This window comes from Streptomyces sp. NPDC059009 (assembly GCF_042740175.1).
GTDB lineage: Bacteria > Actinomycetota > Actinomycetes > Streptomycetales > Streptomycetaceae > Streptomyces.
This window is the reverse complement of record NZ_JBHYJB010000033.1, coordinates 1-19,509: the sequence shown is the minus strand read 5'-3', so window position 1 is coordinate 19,509 and position 19,509 is coordinate 1. Positions and strand designations below refer to the sequence as shown.

Sequence of the window (19,509 nt, the reverse complement as noted above, 5' to 3'; positions counted from 1 at the left end):
AACCTCGCGCACATACGGTGTCTTTACGCGAGGTTCTCCCGTGGAGGTTGGGTCATGACGGAAATTCTTGTGCAGGCACGTACGGAGGGCGCTGTTCCTTCCGTGGAGGGGCGGGTCGTCGAGCATCCGGCCTGGCCCGCGCTCAAGAGTGCCGTGGAAGAGATCCGGCCCTGGCAGTCGGCCGACGGCTCGATCGACTTCGAGGCGGAGGGCGCCCCGTCGCGGTCCGTCGCGGAGCTCGCCGTGGACCGGGTGATATCGGCGGTCGAGCAGCTCGCGCCGCTCCTGCCGCACGACGCCGCGTACCACCGGGCGCTCGTCGTCGACCTGCGCCGCTGGGCCGACGCCGGCTTCCACGTCCCGGACTTCCTGGACTCGTTGCTCGCCTTCCAGCCCGCGGCCCATCGCGAGGACGGCCTGCAGCACCTGGTCGTCTTCCCGATGTACACGCAGAACGGCAACCCGGACCGCAACCTCGAAGCGGTCGTGCTGCGCATGGTCTGGCCCGACTGGCTGGCCGAGCTGGAGCGCACCCGCTATGACAACCCGCTGTTCTGCGGCATCACCTTCGAGGACTTCACGTCCGGGTACGACACGAACTCGGCCGTCCTCTTCCCGGAGACCATCGCGGTGCGGGAGGCCCCGGAGCGGTTCAGCTGGGGCGGCATCTTCTGCGACCGTGAGGCGGCCCGGTTCCGTCGGGTCACCGAGGCCGCCGTGGACATCCTGGGGCTCGAACTGCCGGAGGACATCCGGGCGATGGTCGCCGACCAGGACCGCTGCCAGCAGGCGTTCGTCCTGTGGGACATGGTCCACGACCGCACCCACAGCCACGGCGACCTGCCCTTCGACCCCTTCATGATCAAGCAGCGGCAGCCGTTCTGGATGTACGGCCTGGAGGAGCTGCGCTGCGACCTCACCGCCTTCAAGGAGGCCGTGAAGCTGGAGGCCGAGGGCGTCCCGCAGGCCCGCGACGTGCAGTACACCGTGCTCTTCGACCGGATGTTCCGCTTCCCGGTCACCGGCGACCGCGTCAAGAACTACGACGGACTCGGCGGCCAGCTGCTCTTCGCGTACCTGCACAAGCACGACGTGGTCCGCTGGACCGACAACAAGCTGAAGATCGACTGGGACCGCGCCCCGCAGGTCACCAACCAGCTCTGCGCCGAGATCGAGACCCTCTACCGCGAGGGCATCGACCGCCCGAAGCTGGTGCACTGGTTCGCCGCGTACGAGCTCGTCTCGCGCTATCTCGCGCCGCACCCGGGCTCGCGCTGGGCCAAGGGCCCGGACGCCCTGGACACCTCCCTGCCGCCCCGCAAACTCGTCGACGACGTGCTTCCTGACGAGTTTCCGCTCAGCATGTTCTATGAGGCGCTCTCCAAGAAGCTGAAGAACGTGATCGCCTCCACCAAGGGGATCACCGCTTCCTCGGACGCGCCGATGGCTGCCGCGTGAGCGGCCGTAACGAGGAGGCGAGGACCATGTCCGCACCCAACGGATCCACGCTCGACGGAGCCGTGGTCGCGGTGGCGGGCGCCGCGGGCCCGGCCGGACGGGCGACGCTGCTCCGGCTCGCGGAGGCGGGCGCCACCGTCGTCGCCGCCGACGCCGACGCGGCACGCCTGGCGGAGGCCGTGGACGCCGCCCGGTACGCGCACGGCGGCGCCACCGTCACCGGCGACACCGTCGACCTCCTCGACCTGGACGCGACCCGCGCCTGGGCCGACCGCACGGAGAAGGAGTTCGGGCGCATCGACGGCCTCGTCCACCTCGTGGGCGGCTGGCGCGGCAGCGCCTCCTTCGCGGAGACGGACCTGGCCGACTGGGACGTGCTGGAGAACCTGCTCATCCGCACCGTGCAGCACACCTCGCTGGCCTTCCAGGCCGGCCTGGAGCGCAGCGGCAACGGCCGGTATCTGCTGATCAGCGCCGCGGGCGCCTCGAAGCCGACGGCGGGCAACGCCGCGTACGCGGCCTCCAAGGCGGCCGCCGAGGCGTGGACGCTGGCCCTCGGCGACGCCTTCCGCAAGGCGGCCAAGGCGGAGGGGGCCGACGGGCCGCGCGCGGCGGCTGCGATCCTGGTGGTCAAGGCGCTGGTGCACGACGCGATGCGCGCCGAGCGACCCAACGCGAAGTTCGCGGGCTTCACCGACGTCAAGGAGCTGGCCGAGGCCATCGCCGGGGTCTGGGAGCGGCCCGCCGGTGAAGTGAACGGAAACCGCCTGTGGCTGACCGAGAAGCCGTGAACCCCACCGCCAAAACCGACGCACGCCGCCACCACGACCCGGACGTCCGCGGATTCGCCAGCGACAACTACGCGGGCGCGCACCCCGAGGTCCTGGCGGCGATAGCCCTCGCCAACGGCGGCCACCAGATCGCGTACGGGGAGGACGACTACACCGACCACCTCCAGCAGGTCATACGCGGCCACTTCGGGGCGAGCGCCGAGGCGTTCCCGGTCTTCAACGGCACCGGCGCGAACGTGGTGGCGCTGCAGGCGCTCACCGACCGCTGGGGCGCGGTGATCTGCGCGGAGAGCGCCCACATCCACGTCGACGAGTGCGGCGCGCCCGAACGGGTCGGCGGGATCAAGCTGTTGACCGTGCCGACCACCGACGGGAAGCTCACGCCCGAGCTGATCGAGCGGCAGGCGTTCGGCTGGGACGACGAGCACCGGGCGATGCCGCAGGTCGTCTCGGTCGCGCAGAACACCGAGCTGGGCACCGTCTACACGCCCGACGAGATCCGCGCGATCTGTGAATTCGCCCATGAGCGCGGCATGTTGGTGCACGTCGACGGCGCCCGTCTCGCCAATGCGGCGGCCTCGCTGGACGTCCCCATGCGGACGTTCACGAACGCCGTCGGCGTGGACATCCTCTCCCTGGGCGGCACGAAGAACGGCGCGCTGTTCGGCGAGGCCGTCGTCGTCCTCAACCGGGACGCCGTGCGCCACATGAAGCACCTGCGCAAGCTGTCGATGCAGCTCGCCTCCAAGATGCGTTTCGTCTCCGTGCAGTTGGAGGCGCTGCTCGCCAAGGACCTGTGGCTGCGCAACGCCCGGCACGCCAACGAGATGGCCCAGCGCCTGGCCGAGGGCGTCCGCGCGGTGCACGGTGTCGAGATCCTCCACCCCGTGCAGGCCAACGCCGTCTTCGCGCGCCTCCCGCACGACGTGAGCGAGCGCCTCCAGAAGCGCTACCGCTTCTACTTCTGGGACGAGGCGGCGGGCGACGTCCGCTGGATGTGCTCCTTCGACACCCGCGAGGAGGACGTCGACGGGTTCGTGGCGGCGCTCAAGGAGGAGATGGCCCGCTAGCCGGGCGCGCCCTTCGCGCAGCCCGGACCTTCCCTCGTAACTGCATAGGTATGCGATCGATCGTAAAGTCATTGACTCTCGACCGGTCGCATTCCTATGCTCCCGTGCCATGCAGCTGATCCAGGAAAACCCCGACCTGTCGGCGTACTTGGCCGCCGACGAGGTCATCGACCACAAGCATCCACTGGTCCGCGAGGCGGCGGCCGGGCTTGCAAAGTCATCCGCCGATACATACGCCTACGCCCGCGCCGCCTTCGAGTTCGTGCGCGACGCCGTCCCGCACTCGCAGGACTCGGGCCGCATGGAGGTCACCTGGCGCGCCTCCGACGTCCTGCGGGAGCGCACCGGCATCTGTGTCGCCAAGTCCCACGCCCTGGCCGCCCTGCTGCGCGCCGAGGACATCCCGACGGCGTTCTGCTACCAGCGGCTGCGGGACGACAACACCAGCGGCTACTCCGTGCACGGCCTGGTCGCCGTCCGCCTCGACGGCGCCTGGCACCGGCAGGACCCGCGCGGGAACCTTCCGGACGGCGTCGACGCCCAGTTCCGGCTCGGGGAGGAGCGGCTGGCCTGGCCTGTGGACCCCGAGTCCAATGAAGTGGACTATCCAGTCCTGTATGCTGAACCAAGCCCGGTGGTGCTCGATGTGCTCAAGCAAGCCCGCGACCGGCCGCACCTCTGGCAGATCTACCCCTCAGACCTGTGACGCACGAACTGTGAGGCACGACGGACCATGACCATCGACCTGACCGTCTCCGACGAGGTCCGCGCCCTCGCGCCCGGCTTCACCCATATCGCCGTCGAGGCCCACGGCCTCGTCAACGGCCCCACCACGGAAGGCACTTCGGCGCTCCTGGACGACGCCGCGCGCCGCCTCGCCGCACGCCTGGAGGGCCACGCCCCGCACGAGGACGCGCACATCGCGGCCTGGCGCGCCGCCTACACGGCCTTCGGAGCCAAGCCGAACCGCACCCGCAACTCCGCGGAGGCACTGGCCAAGCGCGCCCTCGCGGACGGCGGGCTGCCGCGCATCAACGCCCTGGTCGACGTCTACAACGCGATCAGCGTGGCCCATCTGATCCCCGTCGGCGGCGAGGACCTGGACCGCATCAAGGGCGGCATGCGGCTCGTGCGCGCCACCGGCGACGAGGACTTCGTGACCGTGGCTTCCGGCGAGCAGGCCGTCGAGCACCCGGACGCGGGCGAGGTGGTCTGGCGCGACGCCGAGGGCGTCACCTGCCGCCGCTGGAACTGGCGGCAGGGCACCCGCACCCGGCTCACCGAGGAGTCCGTGAACGCCCTGTTCCTCCTGGAGGGCATGGCGCCGCACGCGGACCTGGAGCCCGCGGCGGCCGAACTCGCCGAGCTCCTGGAGAAGTTCAGCCCCGGCGTGCGGCTCACCGTCCACGCGCGGGCGTAGAGCTTCCTGGAGAGCCTGGCCGCTCAGTGCGCCTCGGCGGCCTTCACCTGGTCGGCCGTCGGAGCGGTGCCGCCGAGGTGCGCGGGCAGCCACCAGGTGTCGTCCGGGCCCTTGGGGCGGCCCGGGTAGGCGCGCTGCGCGGCCTCCAGGAGCTCCTGGCAGCGCTCGCGAAGGCGGCGTGTGATCGCGCCCGCGTACTGGTCCTTCGGCGCCTCCACGCGCTCGCCCACCCGGATGGTGACCGGCAGGTGGCTGCGCTTGAAGTTGCGCGGGTGCCCCTTGGTCCACAGCCGCTGCGTGCCCCACAGCGCGACCGGGATGAGCGGGACCCCGGCCTCCTGGGCCATCCGGGCGGCGCCGGACTTGAAGGACTTCAGGGTGAAGGACTGGGAGATCGTCGCCTCGGGGAAGACGCCGACCACCTCGCCGGAGCGCAGCGAATCCAGCGCGTGCGCATACGCGGCGTCGCCCTGCTTGCGGTCCACGGGGATGTGCTTCATGCCGCGCATCAGCGGTCCGGAGACCTTGTGCCGGAACACCGAGTCCTTCGCCATGAAGCGCACGAGCCGCTTCTGCGGCAGGGCCGCGAGTCCGTCGAAGATGAAGTCCAGGTAGCTGATGTGGTTGCTCACCAGGACGGCCCCGCCCGTGCGCGGGATGTTCTCCGACCCCTTGCAGTCGATCTTCAGGTCCCACGCCTTGAAGAGGGTCTTCGCGACGCCGATCACCGGACGGTAGACGAGTTCTGCCATGGGTGGGGAGGGCCCTTCATGTGTGCCTGGGGGAGCCTGCCTCGGGAGGGGACTCCCGGCGGTGCCCAGCGGCTTAAGTTACGCAGCCGTAAGTTCGGCGTCCCGCAGATCGTGCCCCAAGAACGTACGGCTGACCAGCTCTGGTGCCCCGCATCCAGGAGATTCTCGTCACGTCGTCCCCCTGTCGCAGTCGCCGATCCGGCCTCTGACTCCCTGCCCGTTTCCTGTCCCGGGAATCATCCGGACCGCCGCGCTGCTGTAGTGGTGAGCGGGTGGAGCGACGGAAAAGCGACCAGGGTGGGAGACGGCGGTGGGCGGACAGGACGCCGAGCGGCACTTCGACGCGTCCGAGCTGGGTGCGCCGCTGGGGGAGCGGGCCACGCTCGTTCAGTTCTCCAGCGCGTTCTGCCAGCCCTGCCGGGCCACCCGCAGAGTCCTCACGGACGTGGCCGCGATGGTGCCGGGCGTCGCGCACGTGGAGATCGACGCCGAGGAGCGTCTCGATCTCGTACGGGAGGTGGGTGTCCGCTCGACGCCTACGGTCCTCGTGCTGGACGCCGACGGGCGGGTCGTGCGCCGCGCCGCGGGGCAGCCCCGCAAGGCCGATGTCGTCGCCGCGCTCGGCGCCGCCGTATGACGCACCCTCAGCCGCCCGCGGCGCGGCGGGTTCGCGCAGGCCGGAGGGGATCCGTGACGCATCTTTCATATCCCGGAACGGACTTGACTGTGCCCACCACCTGTCGTCAGCCTGCCTCTATGCCTCCGGAGCTCCTGCTGTACGAGCGCGTTCACCTGGACCTCGCACGTCATGCCAGTGCGCGCTGTCCCGGCTGCTGAGCAGCCACGGAACCGCTCGTCCCGCCAGCAGAAGGACAACTCCATGACGGCCACGCCCGACGTCTTCGCCCCTCACCAGCTCGCCTCCCCCGACCTGTTGCGCTCCGTGTTCCGCCAGCACGCGGCCGGGGTCGCCGTGATCACCGCCCGCTCCGCCGGGGCGGACGGCCCCGTCGGCTTCACCGCCACCTCGCTCACCTCGGTCTCCGCCGAGCCCCCGCTGCTCTCCTTCGGCATCGGCCTGGGCGCCTCCAGCTGGCCCGCCGTCGCCGAGACCGACCACGTCGGCGTGCACATACTCGGCGAGCACCAGCAGGACCTCGCCGCCACCTTCGCCCGCAGCGGCGCCGACCGCTTCGGGGCGCCCACCCGCTGGCAGGAGGGCCCCTACGGGGTGCCGGTCCTGGACGGGACGCTCGCGTGGCTGGTCTGCCGGATCGTGGCGCGGGTGCCCGCGGGCGACCATCGCGTGGTGCTGGCCGAGCCCGTCGTCGGCGACCACGCGCGGCCCGGTCGCCCGCTCCTGTACCAGCAGGGACGCTTCAACGCGCTGCGCGACTGAGAGTTCCCGGCGGAGCCCTTCCGCGCCCGATCACACAGGGTTGGGAAGGTCACAGTTCAAAGCGCTTGCTTAGCGGGAAAGAACTGGGTGTACTCATGAGTAATATTCCGGTCGGAGCGCGGGCCGCCCCGACCGGGATCCGCCGCTTCAGGCGCCTATGCTGCCTGCAAGAAGGCAGTAGCCGAAAGCCAAGGCAGCAGCCCAGTAAAGACGATGCAGTAGGAGAGCCGGCGTGAGCTTGAGGATCGTTGTCACCGTGAAGTACGTGCCCGACGCCACCGGCGACCGGCACTTCGCCGATGACCTGACCGTCGACCGTGACGACGTGGACGGCCTGCTGTCGGAGCTCGACGAGTACGCCGTCGAGCAGGCTCTGCAGATCGCCGACGAAGCGGACGACGCGGAGATCACCGTGCTGACCGTCGGCCCCGAGGACGCCAAGGACGCGCTGCGCAAGGCGCTTTCGATGGGTGCCGACAAGGCCATCCACGTCGAGGACGACGACCTGCACGGCACCGACATCATCGGTACGTCGCTCGTCCTCGCCAAGGCGATCGAGAAGGCCGGTTACGACCTGGTGGTCTCCGGCATGGCGTCCACCGACGGCACCGCTGGCGTCGTCCCCGCGCTCCTCGCCGAGCGCCTGGGCGTCCCGCAGGTCACGCTGCTCTCCGAGGTCTCCGTCGAGGACGGCGTCGTCAAGGGCCGCCGTGACGGCGACGCCGCCTCCGAGCAGCTGGAGGCTTCGCTGCCGGCCGTCGTGTCCGTCACCGACCAGTCGGGCGAGGCGCGTTACCCCTCCTTCAAGGGCATCATGGCCGCCAAGAAGAAGCCGGTGGAGTCCTGGGACCTCTCCGACCTCGACATCGAGGCCGAGGAAGTGGGCCTGGAGGGCGCCTGGACGAAGGTCGACTCCGCCGCCGAGCGTCCCGCGCGCACCGCGGGCACGATCGTCAAGGACGAGGGCGAGGGCGGCAAGCAGCTCGCTGAGTTCCTCGCGGGCCAGAAGTTCATCTGAGCTTCAGCCACCCCTGAAAAACCGCCCAACTTCTTCGTAACCGCAGGAGATTGAAGTCCCATGGCTGAAGTTCTGGTCTACGTCGACCACGTGGACGGCGCCGTCCGCAAGCCCACCCTCGAGCTCCTCACGCTGGCCCGCCGCGTCGGCGAGCCCGTCGCCGTCGCGCTCGGCAACGGCGCCGCCGACACCGCCGCCGCGCTCGCCGAGCACGGCGCGGTGAAGGTCCTCACCAACGACGCCGCCGAGTTCGCCGACTACCTCGTCGTACCGAAGGTGGACGCGCTCCAGGCCGCGTACGAGGCCGTGTCCCCGGCCGCCGTGCTCGTGCCGTCGTCCGCCGAGGGCAAGGAGATCGCGGCCCGCCTCGCGGTCCGCATCAAGGCCGGCATCATCACCGACGCCGTCGACCTGGAGGCGTCGGACGAGGGCCCGGTCGCGACGCAGTCCGCGTTCGCCGCGTCCTTCACCACCAAGTCCCGTGTCTCGCAGGGCACTCCGGTCATCACGGTCAAGCCGAACTCGGCCGCCGTGGAGGCCGCCCCGGCCGCGGGCGCCGTCGAGGCCCTCGCCGTCTCCTTCTCGGCGCAGGCCACCGGCACCAAGGTCACCGCGCGCACCCCGCGCGAGTCGACCGGCCGTCCGGAGCTGACCGAGGCCGCGATCGTCGTCTCCGGCGGCCGTGGCGTGAACGGCGCGGAGAACTTCCACGTCATCGAGTCCCTCGCCGACTCGCTCGGTGCCGCCGTCGGCGCCTCGCGCGCCGCCGTGGACGCCGGCTGGTACCCGCACTCCAACCAGGTCGGCCAGACCGGCAAGTCGGTCTCGCCGCAGCTGTACATCGCCTCCGGCATCTCCGGCGCGATCCAGCACCGCGCGGGCATGCAGACCTCGAAGACCATCGTGGCCATCAACAAGGACGCCGAGGCCCCGATCTTCGACCTGGTCGACTACGGCGTGGTCGGCGACCTCTTCGACGTCGTCCCGCAGCTGACGGAAGAGGTCAAGTCCCGCAAGGGCTGAGCCGCTTGACGCTCGCCGCGAGGCCCCCGTGTCCGGTCGTCCCGGACGCGGGGGCCTCGCGCGTGTCGCCGGGGCGGACGGCTACAGCGTCAGGCTCACCTGTACGGGCAGGTGGTCGCTCGGGAACTGCCCCTTCAGCGAGAAGGTGTTGATGACCGCCTCGTGCGCGCGCACCCCGGGCGTCGCCAGGATCCAGTCGATGCGGTCGCCGTCGGGGACCAGCGGCTTGTAGCCGTGGAAGGTGGCGTACGCCTTGCTGCGCCGGTCCGCCGCGTCCCAGGTGTCGGCGAGCCCGGCGCCCAGCATCGTGTCGTAGACCGGGTTCTTGTGGGCCGCGACATTGAAGTCGCCGGTGACCAGGACCGGCAGGGAGCGGTCGAGCCCCGCGATGCGTTCGGAGATCAGACGCGCGGCACGCGTGCGTGCGTACTGGCTGTGGTTGTCCAGGTGGGTGTTGAGGACGTAGAAGTCGCCGTCCGTGCGCAGGTCGTGGAAGCGGACCCAGGTGACCATGCGGATCGAGCCGCCGCCCCAGGTGTTGGAGCCGATCACGTTCGGGGTGTCCGAGAGCCAGAAGTGCTCGTACTCGACGGGCGCGAGGCGCCGTGTGTCGTAGAAGACGGTCATGAACTCGTCCCGGCTGCCGCCCGCGCGTCCGGTGCCGAGCCACTCGTAGTGCGGGCCGAGGTCCGCGGAGATGTCCTGGACCTGCTGGTAGAGCCCTTCCTGGGTACCGACGACATGGGGCCGGGCGCGGCGCAGGAGCTCACGGGTGACCGGGCGGCGGTCGGCCCAGGTGTTCGGCGGGGTGCTGCTCGCATAGCGGAGGTTGAACGACATGACCTCCAGTCGGGAGCCCGGGCGCTCCACCGCGCGCGCGGGTGCGGCGGACAGGGCGGTGGAGAACAGGGGGAGCGCTGCTGTGGCGGCCACCGCGGTGCGCAGGCCCCGGCGGCGGGTGACGTGACGGTCGGTCGGCACGCGGTCTCCTTGGAAAGGTGAGGGGCGGGGTCAGGATGAGGTGCGGGCGGGGGAGCGTGTAAGGAGGATCTGAGACAGCGGTGAACTCCCGTGGACCTGCCGGCGGGGTCCGGCAGACGAGAGGGTGTTGACCTGCGGGAAGCTCGCCGGATAACTTCGCTATACGGATTGTTGATTCCGGGAAGCGGAAACGCTTCGGGGATCCGCGAGAGTGGAGGGTGCAGGAATGGGTCAGCAAGAGACGGTGGCAACGAGCCTCGCCGGCGCGGTCAGCGAGGGCGTCAGCGCCTCCCTCGCCCCGGTGGACGCGAAGCTGGAGCGTCTCTACCCGGGAGACCCCGGCACCCGCCAGCCCGTCCACACCGTCTACGTCCCCGGCGACGTCTTCGCCGCGGACACCATCCGCTCCTGGGGCGACAAGGCACTCGCCGCCCTCGACGAGCACGCCCCCGACGCCGCCTCCTTCGCCGCCGCGCTCGGCCTCTCGGACGAGCTCGCGCAGCCCGTCTACGACCGGGTCCGCGCCAAGCTGGAGCGCGAGCCCATCGAGGACCTCCGGGTCGACTTCGAGGACGGCTACAAGGGCAAGGACGAGGACCAGGACGCCGCCCGCGCGGCCCGCCTGATCACCGAGGCATACAAGAACGGCACCGCGGCCCCGTACATGGGCATCCGCATGAAGTGCATGGAGGCGCCCGTACGCGACCGGGGCATCCGCACCCTCGACGTCTTCCTGTCCGGCCTCATGGAGGCGGGCGGCCTCCCCGACGGCCTGGTCCTCACGCTGCCCAAGGTCACCTACCCGGAGCAGGTCACCGCGATGGTGCGCCTCCTGGAGGAGTTCGAGAAGGCACGCGGCCTGGAGGCGGGGCGCATCGGCTTCGAGATCCAGATCGAGACCAGCCAGTCGATCCTCGCCAGCGACGGCACCGCCGCCGTCGCCCAGATGATCCAGGCCGCCGAGGGCCGCGCCACCGGCCTGCACTACGGCACCTTCGACTACAGCGCCTGCCTGCACGTGAGCGCCGCCTACCAGGCCAGCGACCACCCGGCCGCCGACCACGCCAAGGCGATCATGCAGGTCGCGGCGGCAGGCACCGGAGTGCGCGTCTCGGACGGCTCCACCAACGTCCTGCCCATCGGCTCCACCGAGAAGGTCCACGAAGCCTGGCGGCTGCACTACGGCCTCACCCGGCGCGCCCTGGCCCGCGCCTACTACCAGGGCTGGGACATGCACCCGGCGCACATCCCGACCCGCTACGCCGCCGTCTTCGCCTTCTACCGAGAGGGCTTCGAGTCCGCCGCCGCACGCCTGTCCGCCTACGCCCACCACAACGCGGACGGCGACGTGATGGACGAGCCCGCCACCGCCAAGGCCCTCGCCGGCTACCTGCTGCGCGGCCTGGACTGCGGCGCCCTGGACGCGGGCGAGGTCACCCGGCTCACCGGTCTCACGCTGGCCCGCCTGCAGGGCTTCGCGGGGCCGCGCCGCGCCGATCTGACGGCTTCGGGTTCGAGCACGAAGTAGTAACCCTCGTAACACCGAGTACGCGCTGTCACCGCTGCCCCGTACTCTGTACGCGACCAATCGTGGCGCGACAGGGACGGGGCAGCGGTGTCTTCGGGGGAGCACGGACAGGCAGGTGGCGGCGGCAGACTGCTCGCTGGGCGCTACCGCGTGGTGGAGCAGCTGGGCCGCGGCGGCATGGGCGTCGTCTGGCGCGCGGTGGACGAGGTCCTGCACCGCGAGGTCGCCGTCAAGGAGCTGCGGTCCTACACGGACGAGGGCGCTCCCGAACTCGCCGACCTGCGCGTGCGCATGCAGCGCGAGGCCCGCGCCGCCGCCCGCGTGCGCCACCCCGGAGTCGTCGCCGTGCACGACGTGGCGGAGGTCGACGGCCGCCCGTTGATCGTCATGGAGCTCATCGACGGCCGCTCGCTCGACGACGTGCTGCGCGAGCGCGGCACCCTCGACCCCGGCGAGGCCGCCGCCATCGGCGCCCGGGTCATGGAGGCGCTCGCCGCCGCCCACCGCGCCGGTGTCCTGCACCGGGACGTGAAGCCGGGCAACATCCTCCTGGAGACCGGCGGCCGCGTCGTCCTCACGGACTTCGGCATCGCCACCATGGAGGACCCCGGCGACGGCTCGTCCACGCACCTCACGCGCAGCGGCGAACTCGTCGGCTCCCTCGACTACTTGGCCCCCGAGCGCGCCCAGGGCCAGGACCCGGGCCCGGCCTCGGACGTCTGGGCCCTGGGGGCGACGCTGTACGCGGCGGTGGAGGGCGCGTCGCCGTTCCGCCGCACGTCGACGTGGTCGACGCTCACGGCAATCGTCGTCGAACCGCTGCCGGAGCCGCGCCGCGCGGGCGCCCTGACCCCCGTACTGCGCCGCCTGATGGACAAGGACCCGCAGGCCCGCCCGGACGCGGAGGAGGCGCGGGCGCTGCTCGCGGCCGCCGCGCGGGAGGCGGGCGCGGCGGACGACGGCACCGCACCCCTGCGCTCCCCGTCCCCGGCACCCCCGGCATTCCCTTCGTTCCCGACTCCGGGAGCGTCAGCGGGTGAGGCCGCGGGCGAGGCCGCGACGCGTCCGCGCGAGACGACGGTCCGCAGCGTCCCGAGCGCACCCCCGCCGGGCTTCGGCCCGCCTGCCGCGCAGCCCCCGGCGGCCCACCCCCAGCCCGCACCGGCCGCACCGGAATCGGGCCGGACCCCCGCGGACCCGACGCCTCCACGCCGCCGCCGGGGCCGCGCCCTGCTGGCCGCCGTCGCCGTGGCCGTCGTGCTCGCCGCCACCGGTGTCACGGTCGCGCTCCTCAACGGCCAGGAGGACAAGGGCGATCAGGCCGGGCACGCGGCGTCCCCCGACGCCACCGCTGAGCCGGGCGGCGAGGGCGACCCGGGTGCCTTCGACGGCGGCGCGCGCTCGCCCGAGCCGTCCGAGCAGGGACACGGCAAGAAGCCCGAGCCCCGCCCGGAGCAGTCGCGTGCGGAAGGCGACGAGAAGCCTTCGAAGAAGCCCACCAAGCGCCCCGACCCCACCTCGAAGCCGACGCGCGACGATGCAGGCGGCGGTGCCACGGGCGGCAGTTCGGACGGCGGCTCCGACGGCTCCGGCGGCACGACGGGCGGCAGCAGCGGTGGCGGTGGCGGCGACGCCCCGGCCCCGGTCTGCCACGCCACGGGCGGCGGGAAGTACGACTGCTCGGTGTGGCGCTCGGCGACGTCGTACACCGCGTCCGGCGACCGCGCGGGCACGCTCAACGCGGGCACCAACTACTTCTACTGCCAGCAGAACCTGGGCCGCCGCGAGACGTACGGGAAGTGGACCAACGTCTGGTGGGCGAAGACGGACGACGACAGCGGCAACCGGAACGTCTTCGTCAGCGACGTCTACGTGAAGGGCGGCGAGAACGACAAGCCGCTGCCCGGCCTGCCGGTCTGCTGACCGCCCCTCCGCTGCCCAGGACCCTCACGCGGCCGAGGTGAGGGCCAGTGCCGGATAGTCGGTGTACCCGTCGGCGCCGCCCACGTACATCAGTCCGTCGTCCCGTACGGGATTGACGGGCGCCCCCGTGCGCAGCCGCTCGACCAGATCGGGGTTGGCGAGGAACGGCCGCCCGAGCGCGATGAGATCGGCGCCCGCGGCGAGCAGCCGCTCGCCCGCCGCCCGGCCGCCGTCGGCGGGGATCCGGGTGCGCGGCAGGATCGGGTTGGCGATGAGCGTGCCCGGCCAGTCCGTGCGGATCCGCCGGAACAGCGGCTGCTCGGGGTCGGCGTACACGACGTGCAGATACGCGAGTCCGGCGTCGCTCAGTGCGTCGACGAGCGCGGGGTAGACGTCGTCGATGTCGTCCTCGTGCATCGCGTTGGCGGTGACGCCGGGGGCGATGCGCAGCCCCACGCGCTCGGGCCCGACCGCCGCGGCCACGGCGCGCACGACCTCGACCACGAACCGGATGCGCCCGGCCACCGAGCCTCCGTAGGCGTCGGTGCGGTGGTTGGTCCCCGTGGCGAGGAACTGGTGGAGCAGATAGCCGTTGGCGGCGTGCACCTCGACCCCGGAGAAGCCCGCGGCGACGGCGTTGCGGGCGGCGTCCGCGAAGTCCGCGACGGTGCCGCGGATCTCATCGACCGTCATTTCCCGTGGCACGACGGCTGGTTGGGCCCCGTCGGCGGTGTGGATGGTGTCGGGCAGCGGCACCGGCGACGGCGCCACCGGGGGCAGACCGCTGTTGTCCGGGTGCCCCACCCGCCCGCCGTGCTGCAGCTGCAGGAACATCCGCCCGCCCGCGGCGCGCACCGCGTCGGTGACCTGCCGCCAGCCGACCACGTGCGCGGCCCCGTGAATGGCGGGGATGTTGGGGTAGGTCTGCCCGACGGCGTTCGGGGTCGCGGCCTCGGCGACGATCAGCCCCGCGGAGGCGCGCTGTGCGTAGTACTCGGCCATGAGGGCGGTCGGGACGCCGTCGGCCGCGGCACGGTTGCGGGTCATGGGGGCCATGACAAGCCGGTTGGGGAGGGAGAGGCTCCCGAGGCGAGCGGTCTCGAAGAGGGCGGAGGCGCGGTTGCTGTTCTGGGTGTTCGTCATGCCGCTAGGCTAGAAGTTGACACCCATGTCAGATTCAAGTCCGTTGTCGTACGGAGGGGATGGACCATGCGGATCGGCGAACTGGCGGCGCGCACCGGAGTCAGCGAGCGCTCCCTGCGCTACTACGAGAAGCAGGGCCTCCTCGCGTCCGAGCGCAGCCCCGGCGGGCACCGCCACTACCTCGAGGCGGCGGTGGACCGCGTGGTCCTCATCCAGGAGCTCTACGCCGCGGGCCTGCACAGCAAGAAGATCGGCCAGCTGCTCCCGTGCATGCGCGACGCGGACGGCGCCCCCTCCGAGATCGCGACGCCCCGCCTCGTCCAGGAGCTCACCACGGAGCGGGACCGCATCGACACCCTGATCGCCGACCTGGTGCGCTCGCGAGGGGTGCTGGACGACGTGATCAACACGGCCACGGGAGTGCTGGCGGAGAGGGTGGCACGGTGACGACCCGACCTCACCGTCCCCGGCCACCCCAAATACGCCGACCACCCCGAATACGCCGGGCACGCTGATTGAGGCGGCTCCGCAGCCGTACGTTCACTACGAACCCGACGAGAAGCACCAGGACGGCCAGGCTGATGGCCTGCCAGGCAATGCTGTTGAGCACGGTGACGACGCCTATGAAGGCGATGCCCAGCAGGAACACCATTTCCCGGAGTTCCTTCTTGAGCTGATACGAGCGGCTGCAGCGGATGCGGACGGTCGCCAGCCACTGATTCTCCAGACCCAGCCCCGACCACAGCCGTCGGTCGAGGAACACCCACGGAAGGTCGGGATAGGTGCCCAGCGCGTCCAACGAACTCGGATAGCGGCTCGTCATGTCGCCACCGTGAAGTTCCTTGCGACGCTGCTGCACCTCGTCGCTGGTATTGATGGCTTTGAGCTGGAGAACGGGAACGATCCCGCTACTGTCGGGAAAACCTTCGAGGACGACGTCGTCCCCGCTTTCCGCGCCGATGAGTTCCCTGGTCAAGGTGTCGATCAGGCACACCTCGTGTTCCGCGCTCGCCCGGTCGCCGTCCTGCACACGGCAGGTCACGTAATTGAAGCGGCCGAAGAGAAGCTCCTGCCAGCGTTGTCTGGCCCGGGGGAGCTGGGCGGCCCGGACGGTGATCTTCTCTCCGGGTTCGAGCCCCACTCCCACGCGGAGGGAGTGGTCGACCTGAACCGTGCCGACGTCGTCGTCCGGGATATCGGCGGCCACGATGACATTCGCGAGGGCGCCGAGCCGCTCGTGCCGGGCAGCGGGAATCTGGGCGTTCTGGACGATGGCGTGCGAGGGGTTTCCCAGGGCCTGGGCGGCCGATCGGGATAAGCGGATGACACCCGAGCCGCGCTGGTCGAACGAGTCCGGGGTGCGGCCCACCCGATAGGTGTCGTCCGGCAGTTCATTGACCGGGTGCAGGTCGTCGTAGACCGTCTGATCCGGTCCGCCGGTGACGTGATGTTCCAGGCCGGAGCGGGTGATCCGGCCCTCGTCGGCGAAGAGGCGCGTGCCCTTCTCGCACAGCTCGGCGTTGCCGCGGGCCCGCGAGCTGAATTCCTCAGGAGTGTCCCCGAACCATTCGCGGAGTTGCCGCGATTCCGCGAGCAGCTCGGTGAGCAGCTGGCGTTCGCCCGGGTGACGGCGCGGTGCCGCCGTTCCGTCGTGGATCACGCCATAGCGATGGACGTAGAGATAGGCGCCGCCGAGGAGTTCGCCCGACGGCAGCTCCATCCGGTACTCGGAGCCGGAGAGCAGCACGCGGTCGTACTCGCCGGCCGGGTCGGAGATCCCCTCGCTCTCGTCGACGATCTCGAGCTGAGCGGCGTCGAGCCAGGTGACGAAAAGGTCCTGCGTCAGTCCGGGCGAGTGAAAGGGAGACGCCGACACATACCCCATGGGGCTGACGTACGCGGAGACTCCGATGTCGATCCCCGTCACCCGGGCCTCCACCATGGGAATGGTCGACGAGACGCCGAGGCCCTCCATCTTGTGGCACAGCTGCGCCGGGCAGGCGTTGGAGCCCACGGAGATGACGGGGAAACGGTCCCCGACCAAGGGCTCGTTGGCGCACATGAGCGCGTAGTTGAGCGGGACGTCGTCCTCGTCCATGCCGCCCTTGCGGAATCCGCCCGGCGGGCTTTGGACGAGCCATTTCGCGAGGCGGCGGTCCTGCTTCGGGATGAGCCTCAGCAGACGGTTGTCATGCAGCAGTCCGGATTCCCGCGGCCACTTACCCGGGTACGTGAGCGGGAATTCGCGCGGTGCCTCGGCGAGGCCGAGAGCTTCGAGCGTACGATCGTCCACTGGTCCGTCGGCCTTTCGCCGTGCTGCTCCTGCTGGGCGCCGGAGTCCGCGCGGACATCGTAAGTAACGTCAAGTCGCCCTGATAGAGGGCAACTCTCAGTCCACCGGCCGGATTTCCCCGGATCCCCGCATGATCAGGCGGGTCGGGAGTTCCACGCGCTCCGGTGGTCCCGATGCTCCGTCGAGTTGACGGAAGAGCCTTTCTGCCGCCGTGCGGCCCAGTTGGGCCGCGTCCTGGGCGATCACCGTCACGCCCGGGCTCAGCAGGTCCGCCAGTTCGATGTCGTCGAAGCCGACGAGGGCGACGGGGCGGGGGTGCTCGGTCAGGACGCGGACCGCCGTCACCGTCACACGGTTGTTGCCCGCGAAGATGGCCGTCACCGGGGACGGGCCTGAGAGCATCGACTCCGCCGCCCCGCGCACGCGGTCCGGGGCGGTCGCGCCGAGGGACACCCAGGACTCGTCGATCTCTATGCCCGCGTCCTCCATCGCGGCGCGATAGCCGCGCAGCCGCTCTATGGCGGTGTGGATCCGCGGCTGGTCACCGATGAAGCCGATGCGCCGGTGGCCGTGGGCGATGAGATGGGCGACGCCGTCGCGGGCGCCGCCGAAGCTGTCGGAGAGGACCACGTCCGCGTCGATCTTCCCGGCGGGCCGGTCGACGAAGACCGTGGCGACCCCGGCCGCGATCTCCGGCTCCAGGTAGCGGTGGTCGTCGGCGGCCGGGATGATCACGAGCCCGTCCACCCGGCGCGCGCACAGCGCGAGCACCAACTCCTGCTCCCGGTCCGGGTCCTCGGCACTGGAACCATTGATGAGCAGGGCCCCGTGGGCCCGGGCCACCTCCTCCACGGCCCGGCTGAGCGGCCCGTAGAACGGGTCGGCGAGATCCTCCAGGACCAGGCCGATGCTGGCCGTGCGCCCCTTGCGCAGCACCCGCGCACTGTCGTTGCGGCGGAAGCCCAGGGCGTCGATCGCCTCCTGGACGCGGCGCTCGGTGTCCGGGGTGACGCCGGGCTCTCCGTTCACGACCCGGGAGACCGTCTTGAGACCCACACCGGCACGCGCGGCGACGTCCTTCATGGTGGGACGGTTGCCGTATCGGTTGCCGGGCGAGCGGGAGGGGCCTCCGGCAGGGCGGTGGGGGGAGACGGTCGGGCGGTCGGCGCCTTCGGCCACGGTGTGCTGTCCTTGTCCTGTCGTCCGGTCGCATCGATCTTTGCTGGCGTGCATGGCCATGGCGAGCATGAGCATGTGGCGTCGAGCATAGAGCCTGGACAACGTTGTCAGATGCAAGGGAGACTGTCCGACGTACTCTCCGGCCTGCCGATACACCAGGAGATCCCACACTGATGCCCACGGACCTCGTCGCCGCACTCGACATCGGCGGTACCAAGATCGCCGGAGCCCTGGTGGACGACCAGGGCCGGATCCTGCTGCGCGCCCAGCGGCCCACGCCCGCGCGCGAGGACGGCGACACCGTGATGCGGGCGGTCGACGAGGTGCTCGCCGAGCTCAAGGGCGCCCCGCAGTGGGGGAGGGCCGGTGCGGTGGGCATCGGCAGCGCGGGCCCGGTGGACGCGTCCGCGGGCACGGTCAGCCCTGTCAACGTGCCGGGCTGGCGCGGCTACCCCCTGGTCGACCGGGTCCGCTCCACCACCGGGGGGCTGCCTGTCGAGCTGATCGGCGACGGGGTGGCCATCGCGGCCGCCGAGCACTGGCAGGGCGCGGCGCGCGGCCACGACAACGCACTGTGCATGGTGGTCTCCACGGGCGTGGGCGGCGGCCTGATCCTCGGCGGCTCCCTCCATCCCGGCCCCACCGGCAACGCGGGCCACATCGGCCACATCAGCGTGGACCTGGACGGGGATCCCTGTCCCTGCGGGGCGCGCGGCTGTGTCGAGCGGATCGCGAGCGGGCCCAACATCGCCAGGCGGGCGCTCGACAACGGCTGGCGGCCGGGGCCGGACGGTGACACCTCCGCGGTGGCGGTGGCGCGCGCGGCGCGGGCCCAGGACCCGGCGGCGGTGGCGTCCTTCGAGCGCGCGGCCCGGGCGCTGGCCGCGGGGATCGCTGCGACGGCCACGCTTGTGGAGATCGACATCGCGGTGGTCGGCGGTGGTGTGGCCACGGCGGGAGAGGTCCTCTTCGCCCCGCTCCGCCGGGCCCTCGGCGACTACGCCACGCTGTCCTTCGTACGTCAACTTGCTGTGGCGCCCGCTCTGTTGGGGTCGGATGCGGGGCTGGTGGGGGCGGCTGCTGCGGCGTTGGCGGGGTGGCGGGGTGGGAGTGGTGGCGGGGTGCTGGCCCGGCAGCGGGGGGCTGTGGCGGCCGAGTCGGTCGGTCGCTGAGGGGCTCTGCGGGGTGCGGGTGCCCCTGCCGGGGGCTTTTTCCCCAGTCCCGCCCCTTCCCGATCCGGCGACTCCGTCGCCCCTGAGACGCCCTCCTGGGGGCTGCGCCCCCAGACCCCCATCGGCCTGAACGGCCTCGTCCTCAAACGCCGGACGGGCTGAAGGGCGCCCCCTAGGCTGAAGGAACCTCCCCGAGGCTGAAGGGGCCCGCCCCCGCGCGGGAAGCGAGGAACAACCGCCAGACGGGCGACGGCGCAAGGGGTGGGGACGCGGCGGTATGTCCGCCCGCAGTACAGCAACCCGCCCAAGCCAGTACTCATTCACTCGCACGGCGCCCCCGGCTTTTCGAGGACGGACAT

General features: G+C 71.3%; 18 protein-coding genes. 13 read left to right on the top strand and 5 right to left on the bottom strand.

Annotation, left to right across the window (positions count from 1 at the left end):
- Positions 1-54 precede the first annotated feature (54 nt).
- From ACFWYM_RS29480 to ACFWYM_RS29460, 5 genes are all read left to right on the top strand, one after another.
- Positions 55-1,458: a DUF6421 family protein gene (locus tag ACFWYM_RS29480; protein WP_384843846.1), complete on the top strand. Its 1,404-nt coding sequence runs from the start codon at positions 55-57 to the stop codon at positions 1,456-1,458.
- Between the two features lie 26 nt (positions 1,459-1,484).
- A complete protein-coding gene (locus ACFWYM_RS29475) occupies positions 1,485-2,249 on the top strand; it encodes an SDR family NAD(P)-dependent oxidoreductase (RefSeq protein WP_384843843.1) in 765 nt (254 codons plus the stop codon).
- Positions 2,246-3,319, top strand: a complete 1,074-nt coding sequence (locus ACFWYM_RS29470; RefSeq protein ID WP_384844121.1) for a threonine aldolase family protein — start codon at positions 2,246-2,248, stop codon at positions 3,317-3,319. Before ACFWYM_RS29475 ends, ACFWYM_RS29470 begins: the two co-directional genes overlap by 4 nt.
- Before the next feature lie 109 nt (positions 3,320-3,428).
- Positions 3,429-4,025, top strand: a complete 597-nt coding sequence (locus ACFWYM_RS29465; protein WP_384843840.1) for a transglutaminase family protein — start codon at positions 3,429-3,431, stop codon at positions 4,023-4,025.
- A gap of 27 nt (positions 4,026-4,052) precedes the next feature.
- The gene (locus ACFWYM_RS29460; protein WP_384843837.1) at positions 4,053-4,739 is read left to right on the top strand and encodes a B3/4 domain-containing protein; all 687 of its coding nucleotides are present in this window, start codon (positions 4,053-4,055) and stop codon (positions 4,737-4,739) included.
- Between the two features lie 23 nt (positions 4,740-4,762).
- Here ACFWYM_RS29460 and ACFWYM_RS29455 read toward each other — a convergent pair whose 3' ends face one another.
- Positions 4,763-5,491, bottom strand: a complete 729-nt coding sequence (locus ACFWYM_RS29455) for a lysophospholipid acyltransferase family protein (protein ID WP_384843834.1) — start codon at positions 5,489-5,491, stop codon at positions 4,763-4,765.
- A gap of 310 nt (positions 5,492-5,801) precedes the next feature.
- On the opposite strand from ACFWYM_RS29455, the gene ACFWYM_RS29450 reads away from it, so the two are divergent.
- The 4 genes from ACFWYM_RS29450 to ACFWYM_RS29435 all read left to right on the top strand — a co-directional run bounded on the left by ACFWYM_RS29450 (position 5,802) and on the right by ACFWYM_RS29435 (position 8,931).
- On the top strand, positions 5,802-6,128 hold the full coding sequence (locus tag ACFWYM_RS29450; RefSeq protein WP_384843832.1) for a TlpA family protein disulfide reductase: 327 nt from the start codon (positions 5,802-5,804) through the stop codon (positions 6,126-6,128).
- A 243-nt stretch (positions 6,129-6,371) separates the two neighbouring features.
- A complete protein-coding gene (locus ACFWYM_RS29445) occupies positions 6,372-6,890 on the top strand; it encodes a flavin reductase family protein (RefSeq protein WP_384843829.1) in 519 nt (172 codons plus the stop codon).
- A 232-nt stretch (positions 6,891-7,122) separates the two neighbouring features.
- Positions 7,123-7,908, top strand: coding sequence for an electron transfer flavoprotein subunit beta/FixA family protein (locus ACFWYM_RS29440; RefSeq protein ID WP_384843826.1), 786 nt, complete (start codon positions 7,123-7,125; stop codon positions 7,906-7,908).
- Between the two features lie 60 nt (positions 7,909-7,968).
- Complete coding sequence (locus ACFWYM_RS29435) at positions 7,969-8,931, top strand: electron transfer flavoprotein subunit alpha/FixB family protein (protein ID WP_384843824.1); 963 nt, start codon at positions 7,969-7,971, stop codon at positions 8,929-8,931.
- 81 nt (positions 8,932-9,012) lie between these two features.
- Here the strand turns inward: ACFWYM_RS29435 and ACFWYM_RS29430 are convergent, their stop codons facing one another.
- Positions 9,013-9,912 (bottom strand): endonuclease/exonuclease/phosphatase family protein, encoded by a 900-nt coding sequence (locus ACFWYM_RS29430; protein WP_384843821.1) that lies wholly within the window; start codon positions 9,910-9,912, stop codon positions 9,013-9,015.
- Positions 9,913-10,138: 226 nt separating this feature from the next.
- On the opposite strand from ACFWYM_RS29430, the gene ACFWYM_RS29425 reads away from it, so the two are divergent.
- Together ACFWYM_RS29425 and ACFWYM_RS29420 are read left to right on the top strand one after the other, a co-directional pair.
- The gene (locus tag ACFWYM_RS29425; protein WP_384843818.1) at positions 10,139-11,440 is read left to right on the top strand and encodes a DUF6986 family protein; all 1,302 of its coding nucleotides are present in this window, start codon (positions 10,139-10,141) and stop codon (positions 11,438-11,440) included.
- Between the two features lie 87 nt (positions 11,441-11,527).
- A complete protein-coding gene (locus ACFWYM_RS29420) occupies positions 11,528-13,363 on the top strand; it encodes a serine/threonine-protein kinase (protein WP_384843815.1) in 1,836 nt (611 codons plus the stop codon).
- Positions 13,364-13,387: 24 nt separating this feature from the next.
- Here the strand turns inward: ACFWYM_RS29420 and ACFWYM_RS29415 are convergent, their stop codons facing one another.
- Positions 13,388-14,506, bottom strand: coding sequence for an alkene reductase (locus tag ACFWYM_RS29415; RefSeq protein WP_384843812.1), 1,119 nt, complete (start codon positions 14,504-14,506; stop codon positions 13,388-13,390).
- 66 nt (positions 14,507-14,572) lie between these two features.
- Here ACFWYM_RS29415 and ACFWYM_RS29410 point away from each other — a divergent pair, with 66 nt between their 5' ends.
- On the top strand, positions 14,573-14,953 hold the full coding sequence (locus tag ACFWYM_RS29410; RefSeq protein WP_384843809.1) for a MerR family transcriptional regulator: 381 nt from the start codon (positions 14,573-14,575) through the stop codon (positions 14,951-14,953).
- Between the two features lie 10 nt (positions 14,954-14,963).
- On the opposite strand, the gene ACFWYM_RS29405 is transcribed toward ACFWYM_RS29410, so the two are convergent.
- Positions 14,964-16,799, bottom strand: coding sequence for a hypothetical protein (locus tag ACFWYM_RS29405; protein WP_384843806.1), 1,836 nt, complete (start codon positions 16,797-16,799; stop codon positions 14,964-14,966).
- A 96-nt stretch (positions 16,800-16,895) separates the two neighbouring features.
- A complete protein-coding gene (locus ACFWYM_RS29400; protein WP_384843803.1) occupies positions 16,896-17,882 on the bottom strand; it encodes a LacI family DNA-binding transcriptional regulator in 987 nt (328 codons plus the stop codon).
- A gap of 269 nt (positions 17,883-18,151) precedes the next feature.
- Between ACFWYM_RS29400 and ACFWYM_RS29395 the strand changes: the two genes are divergently transcribed.
- Entirely contained in the window at positions 18,152-19,150 is a 999-nt protein-coding gene (locus tag ACFWYM_RS29395; protein ID WP_384843799.1) for an ROK family protein, read from the top strand.
- Positions 19,151-19,509 lie beyond the last annotated feature (359 nt).